This window comes from Thermoplasmatales archaeon (genome assembly GCA_014361245.1).
In the GTDB taxonomy this organism is placed as follows: Archaea; Thermoplasmatota; E2; order UBA202; family JdFR-43; genus JACIWB01.
The window spans coordinates 1-11246 of the sequence record JACIWB010000042.1; the positions used below are offsets into that span (position 1 = coordinate 1).

At 34.1% G+C, this 11246-nt stretch carries 11 protein-coding genes; 2 read left to right on the forward strand and 9 right to left on the reverse strand.

The window, feature by feature from the left end:
* The first annotated feature begins 450 nt into the window (after positions 1–450).
* A complete protein-coding gene (locus H5T45_06350) occupies positions 451–1488 on the forward strand; it encodes a DUF362 domain-containing protein (GenBank protein ID MBC7129331.1) in 1038 nt (345 codons plus the stop codon).
* Here H5T45_06350 and H5T45_06355 read toward each other — a convergent pair.
* From H5T45_06355 to H5T45_06380, 6 genes are all read right to left on the reverse strand, one after another.
* Positions 1485–2075: a hypothetical protein gene (locus H5T45_06355; GenBank protein MBC7129332.1), complete on the reverse strand. Its 591-nt coding sequence runs from the start codon at positions 2073–2075 to the stop codon at positions 1485–1487. The genes H5T45_06350 and H5T45_06355 overlap by 4 nt on opposite strands.
* Positions 2066–3217: a PKD domain-containing protein gene (locus tag H5T45_06360; GenBank protein MBC7129333.1), complete on the reverse strand. Its 1152-nt coding sequence runs from the start codon at positions 3215–3217 to the stop codon at positions 2066–2068. The genes H5T45_06355 and H5T45_06360 overlap by 10 nt, the downstream gene beginning before the upstream one ends.
* Before the next feature lie 38 nt (positions 3218–3255).
* Positions 3256–4980, reverse strand: coding sequence for a ribosome biogenesis/translation initiation ATPase RLI (locus tag H5T45_06365; protein ID MBC7129334.1), 1725 nt, complete (start codon positions 4978–4980; stop codon positions 3256–3258).
* Positions 4977–6227 carry a CoA-binding protein gene (locus H5T45_06370; GenBank protein ID MBC7129335.1) on the reverse strand — a complete coding sequence of 417 codons (1251 nt, stop codon included), beginning with the start codon at positions 6225–6227 and terminating at the stop codon, positions 4977–4979. Before H5T45_06370 ends, H5T45_06365 begins: the two co-directional genes overlap by 4 nt.
* Positions 6228–6467, reverse strand: coding sequence for a PRC-barrel domain-containing protein (locus tag H5T45_06375; protein MBC7129336.1), 240 nt, complete (start codon positions 6465–6467; stop codon positions 6228–6230). It abuts the gene before it with no gap.
* A gap of 69 nt (positions 6468–6536) precedes the next feature.
* Positions 6537–6725: a hypothetical protein gene (locus H5T45_06380; GenBank protein ID MBC7129337.1), complete on the reverse strand. Its 189-nt coding sequence runs from the start codon at positions 6723–6725 to the stop codon at positions 6537–6539.
* An 84-nt stretch (positions 6726–6809) separates the two neighbouring features.
* On the opposite strand from H5T45_06380, the gene H5T45_06385 reads away from it, so the two are divergent.
* Positions 6810–7340, forward strand: coding sequence for a winged helix-turn-helix transcriptional regulator (locus tag H5T45_06385; protein ID MBC7129338.1), 531 nt, complete (start codon positions 6810–6812; stop codon positions 7338–7340).
* Positions 7341–7344: 4 nt separating this feature from the next.
* Here H5T45_06385 and H5T45_06390 read toward each other — a convergent pair whose 3' ends face one another.
* From H5T45_06390 to H5T45_06400, 3 genes are read right to left on the reverse strand one after another with little or no spacing between them, the layout of a single operon-like run.
* Positions 7345–8394, reverse strand: a complete 1050-nt coding sequence (locus H5T45_06390) for a hypothetical protein (protein MBC7129339.1) — start codon at positions 8392–8394, stop codon at positions 7345–7347.
* Positions 8395–8434: 40 nt separating this feature from the next.
* The gene (locus H5T45_06395) at positions 8435–9322 is read right to left on the reverse strand and encodes a deoxyhypusine synthase (GenBank protein ID MBC7129340.1); all 888 of its coding nucleotides are present in this window, start codon (positions 9320–9322) and stop codon (positions 8435–8437) included.
* A 54-nt stretch (positions 9323–9376) separates the two neighbouring features.
* Positions 9377–11011, reverse strand: a complete 1635-nt coding sequence (locus H5T45_06400) for a TCP-1/cpn60 chaperonin family protein (protein ID MBC7129341.1) — start codon at positions 11009–11011, stop codon at positions 9377–9379.
* Positions 11012–11246 lie beyond the last annotated feature (235 nt).

An 11246-nucleotide genomic window follows, 5' to 3' on the forward strand; every position in this document is an offset into this window, starting at 1 on the left:
TTTTTCTTTCACCCAGCAAAGGCAATATCAAGAATTTGAAAATTTAAAAAATAAGAAATGCTACACCAATTAATAGAATTAGTTAGAAAAAAATATCTTTTGCTGGGACAAGAAAAAGATAGAAATTATGATTGCCATCATTCTTTACTATGCAGGATAATGAAGCATGGCAGATGGTATCATAAATTTGCCTAATTATTTACTAATTCAGAAAAATACAGGCGTTGTATGGCAATAGATGCAATAAGATTTGTCAATAGCTTCTTGGTTTATTGCAAGAATAAGCCACTAATTATGATAGAGCTCCATGTATAAATGGGCATTAAAAAACATCCTCAAAGCAAGATGTTTAACTGCATTTTAGCCATTTACAATCCAGAGGTGAGAATTTGTTGAAAGTGCCGAGGGATGCTACTGCTAAAATATTTAAATTTAATATATTTTATACCCATGAATGAAATTTATTTTAAATCAGCATCAACACCTTTTGCAAAAGATGCAATTCATCTTGCACTTGAAAAAATTTTTGAAAAATTGAATAAAATAAGCAAGGGAGATATTGTAGCAATTAAACTGCATATGGGGGAGTTAGGAAATAATGCATATGTTCGCCCTTTTTTTGTCCGCAAGATCGCCGATATGGTGAAAAAATGCGGAGGAAAGCCATTTATAACAGATACAACAACTCTGTATGGGGGGCATAGAGGAAATTCAATAGATTATCTTTATACAGCATCAATGCATGGCTTCAATATTTCTTCAATGAATTGCCCAATTATAATAGCGGATGGCTTGCTCGGAAGGAATGAGGAAATTGTGGAAACAGATGGGCAAAGAATTGCGGTTGCGAAAGCAATATTCGAATCAGATTATATGCTGGTAATTTCCCATTTCAAAGGGCATGGAATGACCGGCTTCGGGGGGGCGATAAAAAATGTTGGCATGGGCTGCTGCAGCAAAGCGGGCAAGGCATGGCAGCATGCTGCAAGCAAGCCAGCGCACAATAAAAGCAAATGTATAATGTGCAAGAAATGCACCCTTTTCTGTCCAGCAGGGGCAATATATGAAAAAAATGGAGAAATTTTTATAGATTATGAAAGATGCAGGGGTTGCGGGGCATGTACTGTTTTATGCGAGCAGGGTTGTTTTTATATTAGTGATGCAAAAGAATTGCAGAGAAGAGTAGCAGTTGCATGCAAGGCTGTTATTCAAAAATTTGGTGGAAAGGTTTCTTTTATAAACTTTTTAACTGATATAACTCCAAGATGCGACTGCTGCTCATTTCCAGATAAGCCATTAATAGAAGATATAGGGATTTTAGGTGGCAACGATGCGGTTGCAATAGATAAAGCATCCTATGATTTGATTTGCAATCATGCGGGAAAGGACATATTTTATGAAATTCATAAAATAGATGGGAGAATACAGCTTATTGAAGGAGAAAAAATAGGACTTGGAAGCATGCAATATAATCTTATTGAAATTTAACAAGGGAAAGGGCATTTATTACATTTTCCTTTTCTACAGAAATCCCTCCCAAGCCTCATAAAAGCTATTTCCATTTCAGCTTCATCAATTCCTTCAATTTTTTTAAATTTTTTATCAAAGAGGTGATGTTTTTCTGCAGAAATTATTGCATATTCAGATATGCTATGTTCAGCCCAGGGAAGTTCTCTCAAAAATATATTTACTGTAACATCTCCTATTCCCTTTGCTAAATTTTTTAAGCTATCTTTTAAATTAGATTTTTCTTTTAATTTCTCAATTCCTCCAATTTTTACTATATTTTTACATGCTTCCATTATCTTATCTGCTGTTTTAAAATCATATCTTGTATAGCCCCCTTCATCTAAACATTTTACAATTTCATCCCATCCTGCCATAATTATTTTTTCAGGACTTGTATATCCATTTTTCTCAAGAATTTTATATGTTTTTATTGCATTTTCCTCTCTTATTGGCGCTCCAAAAAGGATGGATGCAAGAAACCATTTAAATGGCTCATTATCTGGCTCAATCCCCAAAATTTCACTGTATTTTTTTCCATAAATTTTTACAAATTCCTTCAATTCCATTTCAAATTTATTATGTAAATCTCCTCGCTCTTTATCTTTTTATTTCCAGCCAAATCGTATGCAATAAATTTTATTTCATGCTTTCCAATTGAAAATTCATTTATTTCCCATGAAGAAGTTGAGGAAGTTGAATTTCCTTTATATATGTTATCATAATAAAACTCAATTAATTTTATTCCATTTAAATCATAGCATTCAACATTTACCTCCAAGCTTCCTATTACAAAAGTTAATTCTGTATCAAAAATTTTCCTTCCGAAAACATATAGCCCTTTTAAAGGAGAAATAATATTTATTTCTGGAGAAACAGTATCTATTTTTATTTCCATTCTATTATTTTCTTCAAAATTTCCAGCCATATCAACAGAGAAAAATTCAAAAAAGTATTTTCCATCCCCCAAATTTATAACCATATTGTATTCCAAAAATTCTCCACCATTTATCCTGTAAAATGTTTTATTTATTCCAGATATTGCATCGTCTGAAAAGAGCGATGCATTTATCCTTTCATTATACCATCCGCCCGAAGAATTTTTATCAACAAGAATATGAGTTGAAGGAGGACTTTTATCTATTTTAATGTTCATAATTTTAGTTTCCTCATAATTTCCCGAATTATCAACGCTATAATAATAAACCGTATGATTTCCTTCCTCAGAAATTGCCACTGGCGCAAAATATTCGCTCCATGCGCCTCCGCCAACCTTGTAATATGTCCTATTTATACCACTTAAAGAATCTACTGCATTTAAAAACAAAATTGTATTGCTTACATACCATCCATTTCTGCCATTTATATCAGGATTTAACTTGCATATTGTGGAAGGAGGCGTAATATCTATTACTATAGTTTTTGTTGTGGAGTTTTTGTTACCCAGATTATCTTCTACATTTAATGTTACATTATATCTTCCCTCATTTTCATAGTTATGGTTTGCAATAATTCCATAGCCAATGCTTCCATCTCCAAAATGCCATGTATAATTTAATATGTAGCCATCTGGGTCATAGCTCGAAGATGCATCAAAAATTACAAATTTTCCATTTATTTCATAGGTGAATTGAACCACTGGAGCATAATTTATTGCAACCGCCTGGCATACCAACAGGAGGAATGCTACCGCCCAAACAATTTTTTTCATGAATATTTATCAATTTCAATTTTTTATTCTTTTTGGTTTCATATTTCATAATAATATTCTCCTAATTCTTTTTGCTCTCTATCAAGGCGTGAGTCAATTTTATTTATTCTTGGCCTGTTGCTGTCTTCATCTCTCCTGAATGTGATTTCTAAATCCTTCAGGAAAAAATTCATTCCTTCCCTTAAATTCATTGGTCCCTTGGCAAATCCTCTTTTTCCAGGCTCTCCGTAAAAAACCATAAGGGATTGACTAACCATATCAACAAAATATATGTCATGCTCAACAACCAGGCATGCCTTTCCTTCTTTCTCCATAACTCTTTTTATCGTTTTTGCAACCGTCATTCTTTGCTTTGCATCAAGATATGCTGATGGTTCATCAATTAAATATAAATCTGCTTCCAAACTCAAGCAATATGCAATTGCCACAGTTTGTAGTTCTCCACCAGATAAACTTTTTAATTCATGACCATAAAAATATTTTATATCAAGAGGATGTAAAACTTCTTTTTCATATAAGCTGTGAAATTTATCTTTATTTTTCTCAAAAAGTTCTTCCACCTTCCCATCTTCAGCCCTTATATACTGTGGCTTGTAACTTATTTTTATTTTTTTATCTATTTTTCCTTCATTTGGCTCAATCAATCCTGCAAGAAGCTTTATAAAAGTTGTTTTTCCAATTCCATTTGGTCCCAAAATACCAATAACCTCTCCCTTGTTTATTTTTCCCTCATTTACTGTTAATTCAAAACCATCATATTTTTTATTCAATCTATCAAATATAACCAAACTCTCTGTTTTCTTAAACTCACGGGGAGGATGTTTTTCAAATTTTATTTCTTCTCCAAACCTTACATTTTCCTCTTTCAGATAACCTGAGAGATATGTATTTATACCATGTCTTACACTTTTTGCATCAGATACAATTCCATAAACCCCTTTCTTACCATATAAGATATGAATAATATCCGCAAGAAAATCCATCACCGCAAGATCATGTTCAACAACAACCACCATTTTATTTTCCGATGCTTTCCTTATAATTTTTGCAATTTCCATTCTATTTTTTATATCTAAGTAGGATGTTGGTTCATCAAAAAGATAGAGGTCTGCATCTCTTTTTAAAGTAGCAAAAACAGCAATTTTTTGCAGCTCTCCTCCAGAAAGCTCGTTCATTTTTTTATTATCCATTCCTTCAATTTCATCATCTATACCATTTTCTAAAAGAAAATCTCTTACACTACCCTCATACATTGACAGTTCATCTACATATTGTGGTTTTATTGAAATTCTTAAATTACCTTCAGAAATATTCTTTAAAAAATGATGGAGTTCTGTTCCTCTATATATATCAGTTATATCTTCCCAGCTTGGCTCCTTCTCCATTCTCCCCAAATTTGGCTTTATTTTGCCAGATAAAATCTTTATTGCAGTTGTTTTTCCTATTCCATTTTCACCTAGCAATCCAACAACCTTTCCCTTTTTTGGAACTGGTAAGCGAAATAATCTGAATCCATTTTCTCCATATTGATGCACGATACTTTCTCTTAACTCCTCCGGTAAATTTTCTATATGAATTGCCTTAAAAGGACATTTATGGACGCATATTCCGCATCCCGCACAGAGTTGCTCTGATATAACTGGCTTATTTTCATCAATTGATATAACTTCAACACCACTCCTTACTTTTGGACAATATTTTATACATTCCATTGAACACTTTTTTGGCTGACATCTATCCCTATTTAATACAGCAATTCTCATTTTCTCAATGAATAACCAACAATTTTATCAATGGAGTTTATCGCAATCCTTGGCTCTTCAAAAACAGGTATTTTAAGTTTTAGCAACTTTTTCTTTTGCTCTTCTACAAATCTTCCTCCCATACATATTGCAATAAAATACTTTCCAGAGTTTTTTAAACCATAATAAAGCTCTTTCAAACTCTCTGCAAGCGGAGAATCTTGAAAAACAAATGTAAGGATAATAATGTCCTCTCTTCTCTTTTCAACCGCTTCAATAAAATCCCTTGCGGTCGCGCTTCCCGTCAAATCCACAATTTCAGCAATCTCTATATTTCTTGCCTCGCCCGCAAAATCGCACGCCATCACGCCGGGCCCCGCCCCATTTGTGACTATCGCCACCTTCCCGCCAGATGGCAAACCACGCATCGCAAGTATTTTTAACACTCCAAAAAATTCCTCGAAGTCGTCAGCAAATATTATATTTCTCTGCTTGCAGGCACCTTCAAATATTTTATAGTTTGATGCCATCGCTCCAGTATGGAGAAATGCCGCTTTCTGTCCTAACTCACTTCTTCCAGATTTCAAGACAACTACAATTTTTTCATTTTTTATTTCAAAAAAATCTTTTCCAATTTCTTCCGCATATATTGCAATTATATCTGTTTTTTTATCATTTTTAAAATATTTAAGTAAATCAATTTCATTTACATCCGCTTTGTTGCCATAGGATACAAACTTTGTAACACCTATTCCTTCAGTTGCACATTTTTCAAGCAGAGCAATTCCAAATGTCCCTGATTGGGTCATTATTGCAACATTTCCTTTTTTCGGCAAATCCATATTTCTCTGGAAAAAAGTGTTGAAACCATTTTCTGAATTGAATACACCTATGCAATTTGGTCCAATAATGCGCATTTTGTATTTTCTTCCCAATTCAACTATTTTTTTCTCTGCCTCTATCTTCCCTATTTCTTTAAATCCACCTGATATTATAACAATATTCTCTATCCCTTTTTTCCCGCATTTCTCCAGTTCCTCAATGCATTTATCTGCCTCAACAGCAATCACCGCCAAATCAATTCTATCCTTTATTTCATCCAAACTTTTATAACACTTTTTCCCAAAAATTTTTTTTCTATTTGGATTTACAGGATATGCTTTTACTTTGCTCTTTATAACATTTTTAAAAATTTCATATCCTATCTTACCCTTTTTGCTTGAAGCTCCAACTAATGCAACACTTCTGGGCTTGAAAAACTTTTCCATTTACTCTTCACTTAGTATAACAAAATCCTTAACTGATTTAACTGATTCAAATGGAAATAGAATGTAGCCCTCTTCATTCTGGTTGTACAAGCGCGGATCTATTTTATCGGATGGTTCCACGATAAGGTCAATAAGCTTCCCACTATTAGCATCAACTGTTATATTTCTCACTATACCTAAATATAACCCACTATTGCTCATAACTTTCTTTCCTCTTAATTCATTCTCCATTATTTTCATGTTTATCAAATAAGGAAATAATTCCGCCTTTTTAAATTTGCGCTTTTGCAAAATTCAATAGAAAAAATTTTATATACTGCAAATATAAAAATCGGGTGTTAAAATTAACGAAATAAGCCTATTTGCGGGTGTTGTTGTGGCGGGCGTGTCGCTGCTTCTATTTATAATTTCAATGATATCATTTAAGAGGGTGAGGGAAATAAAAATTCTTTTCATAGGTTTATCTTTCCTTATCTTTTTCATAAAATCGATTGTCATAATAAAATACTACCAGCAAATTGGCTATTTAATTCTTTTTGATTTGCTTATAATTTTCTTCCTCTATATTGCTGCAGCGAAAAAATGAAAGAAGACCATCTTGCTCTGGAAACAAGAAAAAAAATATATGAGTTAATTGCCTCTTCGCCAGGTCTTCATAAAAGAGAGATATCAAGAAAATTAAATTTATCCTTAAGCACAGTTGATTATCATCTCCACTATATGGAGAGGAAAAATCTGGTTGTTGCAAAAGAGGATAGAAGATACAGAAGATATTTTGTCACAGAAAAAACATCGCCCCAGGACAGCAGAATAATTTCCCTCCTCCGCCAAGAGACGCCCCGCAAAATATTGATTTTTTTGCTCGAAAATCCAAATGCAATTCATAGGGATATATGTGAGAGCACAGGGAAAGCTCCATCAACTGTTTCATTTCATATAAAAAAATTGGTTGAAGCTGACATTTTGGAAGAAATTTCTCTTGGCAAGGAGAAGGGATATAATATAAAGAATAAGGATAGAGTTATCGATGTTCTTATCACATATAGAAGCACATTTCTTGATAGAGCGGTCGATAAATTCCTTGATGCATGGACTTCTTTTGGAAGAATTTAATTTTTTATTTTTTAAACATATATAAAGCGGCTAAGGATATGACAAAAATACCAAAAAATGCGGCTATAATTTTTCCAAATATATTTTCAACAATAAATTCTATACTAACTTTATACTCACTGAAATGCGGAATGCTTACAAGCAAAAATAAACCTTCTTTGGAATCAAGTTTATAATATTCTGGATATATGCCATCATCATTTGGATTAAGAATATCTTCAAAGCTACCTGCTTCATCAATTTTTTTACCATCGAATTTTATTATAAATTCATCTGATATACAAACATTTTTCCCCAAGCTTATCTTTATTACCTTTCCCGAGGTTGAGTTTCCTCTTACATTAAGCAAAACCTTTTCCTCTGTTATATTAACTGCTTCTATCGATACTTCTCCGAAATAGGACATAGAGTATGTTTCATTATTTAAATCAAAACCAGCTATGATTATTTCTCCCCCTATCTCTTTATTTGAGAAAGCATTCTCTATTTTTTCCTCCGAATAATAAAAGCTCGCAAGAATGAGGTTATTTTTAGCTGTTATATTTTCTCCATCAAAAAATAGGTTTTCATCGCTCATTAAAACAACACTTATATTTTCCTTTTTCATTTTTATTAATTTTTCATTTACTGGATTTATTTCATAATCATTAATCTCACTTATAATTATTTTATCAGAAAATATTTTCAGAAATCTTGAAGGTGCATCATGCAATTCTATTGTACATCCACCATACTCAAATCCAAAAAATGCCCCTCTTATGTTTATAGGGAGTAGGGCTTTTCTTATCTCCTCTTTTAAAAGAGGGTCTCTTTCAACAATTTTTTCAAGGGCATCAAAAAACTGTATTGAAATCTCTATTGAATCATTTTTATAAACCATCTCAATTATTTTTTTATCTTCCTTATAACAGGAAATTTTTCCTTCAAGTCCAGCTGGAAGATATTTTCCAGTCAATTTTCCATCATCAACCCTAAATTCACCAACTTCTATGGCTTGAGTGTAAATGCTAATTAAAAGCATCGCTGAAAATGCAATGATTATCAGTTTCTTCATGCTTTTTATATATTATCATTTTATAAAAAATCTGGTTCAATCATCGAATAGAGGAAATCAAAAGAGGAAGTATAACAGTTGCATCCCCTTCTACTGTAACATGCTTTGCCTTTTCCTTTATCTTCCCCCATGAAACTGCTTCTTTGGCCCTTGCCCCAGACAAAGAGCCATCCCATTCATGAGCGGATGTAATATAAACGGCCGCATCCAGCCCGCCGTGGAACTGAGCCCACCATATCAGATGATGCTTTGAAATTCCTCCGCCAATTACAATCCCTCCTATTTTGCCATCGCCAAAAAATATATCAGAAAGTTCGTTCTCATCTTTGGATAAATCAATCTCTATCCTGTTTTTCATTCTCCATAACTGCCAGCCAACCGCCCCATCATATATTGCGGGCACATAAAAAGGTATTTTGTTTTTCCATGCCCAATATAAAATTGATTTTTCTCCCAATTTTTCCCCTATTTTCCAGGCTATTTCTCTGCTCCCCACTTTTCCTTTAAAATCCTTAAAAAATTCATGCATTTTTTTCTCTATAATGAGCCCGTAACTCTCATTAGGGATGAATATATTTCCCAATCTATTTATCCCTTTTTTATGAAGTTCTGCGTCATCCGCATCAAATGAGCCATGATAATAATTTTTAAAATTCCTTGCCAAATCATGATCAATTGTTCCACAGGTTGTAATTACTCCATCTACTATTTTATCCTTCAGCATATCTTTTATTACCCCTCTTGTTCCAGTAGCAACTATACATGCAGGAAAAGTAAGAAAGATAAAATAATCTTTTTTTATCATTTCCTCAACTATTTTTAATGCAGTTCCTAGTTTTTTTGCGGTAAAACCACCTGAATAATAAAATTGTTCTACCAAATCTTTGCTACCTTTAACTTTCTTTAAATTTATATCCCTCACAATCATAAAAGAAATACATAAAAATATATAAAAAGAATACTAAAGGGTAGAGGGAAGAGGTTAGAATTCTTCACCCTCTTCTTTTCCTTCCTCAGGCATTTTGCCTTTTTCCTTTGATACTTCTCTCGCTGCAATTATGTCATCTATGCGCAGAATCATTATGGCTGCTTCTGTTGCAGAGCGTATCGCCTGCTTTCCCACGCGCAGTGGTTCAAGAACATTTTTCTCCCTCATATCAATTGTTCCACCCTGATAAACATTCACTCCATGATATTTCTTGCCTTCAGAATGTGCCTTTCTTAGCTCAATGAGTATATCTATTGGATCAATTCCTGCGTTTGTTGCCAGAGCCCTTGGGATAACTTCAATTGCATCCGCAAATTTCTCTATTGCAAGCTGTTCCCTTCCTCCAACTGTTGCCGCATAATCTCTTAATCCCATAGCAATCTCTATCGCTGCTGAGCCACCGCCTGTTGTCATTTTTCCATCTTCGAGAGCCACTGCTATTACGCTCAATGCATCATGCAATCCACGCTCAATTTCATCAACAACATGTTCTGTTCCTCCTTTTACAAGTATGCTTACCGCCTTTGCTTCCTTGCAGTCTGTAATGAAAGTCATCTTATCTTCGCCTATCTTTCTCTCTTCTACTTTCCCCGCGTAGCCGAGATCCTTTGGTTTAATTTCATCAAGTTCAGTTATTATTGATGCTCCTGTTGCCCTTGCCAGTTTTTCCATGTCTGATTTCTTGACTCTCCTGACTGCATATATTCCAGCTTTCGCAAGATAATGCTGTGCTAGATCGTCAATTCCTTTCTGGCATATGAGAACATTTGCACCGCTCTTCTTTATTTTTTCGACCATGTTTCTTATCATTGCCTCTTCTTCTTCAAGGAATTTCTGTAACTGAGATGGATCTGATATTCTTATCTGTGCATCAACTTCTGTCTTTTTAACCTCAAGTGCATTGTTCAGCAAAAGTATCTTTGCATCTTTAACAACTAATGGCATATCTGGATGAACTCTTTCCTTATCAAGAATTATACCATTTATCAGTTCTGTATCCTCAACTGATCCACCCTGCTTTTTCTCAACTTTTATGTTGTCTATGTCAACCTTTATTTCACCATTTATTTCCTCAGCAACACTCTTAACTGCCCGATAGGCAATGCTTGCAAGCAATTCCTTGTTCGTCTCTGCAACCTTTCCAGTTATCGATGTCTCTGCAATCTTCTTCAACAGCTCGTCATCATCTGGTTTAACATTTAGAGCAATGCTTTCTAGTATCTCACATGCTTTTTTACTTGCCATTCTGTAACCATCAGCTATAACTGTAGGATGTATATCCTGCTCTATCAAGTCCTGTGCATTCTTGAGTAACTCGCCAGCAAGCACAACAGCGGTAGTTGTTCCGTCGCCGCACTCCTCATCTTGGGCTTTTGCAACCTCAACAATCATCTTTGCGGCGGGGTGCTCAACATCTATTTCTTTGAGGATTGTGACGCCATCGTTTGTAATCACTACATCTCCCATGCTGTCCACGAGCATTTTGTCCATTCCCTTGGGCCCGAGTGTAGAGCGAACTGCATCTGCAATTGCTATCGCTGCTCTGATGTTATTATATTGTGCCTCTCTTCCTCTCTCTCTTTCAGTGCCTTCCTTCAATATTAAAATCGGCTGTTTTCCTGTCAACATTTTAATCACCGAGCTATATAATTATTCTTCTATATAAATTTTTCTATGAAACCGGGGTTGTCGAACAAATCAATTCCATTTAACATATTCATAAAGAAAATTATAGGGAGAAAAAATAGTCATATATGTCTGGAGGTTATGGCAAATTGCCATTCCAATTACATGTTTCCTTCTCATATCTTCTTTTTTAAATCTGGAAAATAGTAATCTTTTTGTTTCTAGTCCTCCAAAAATT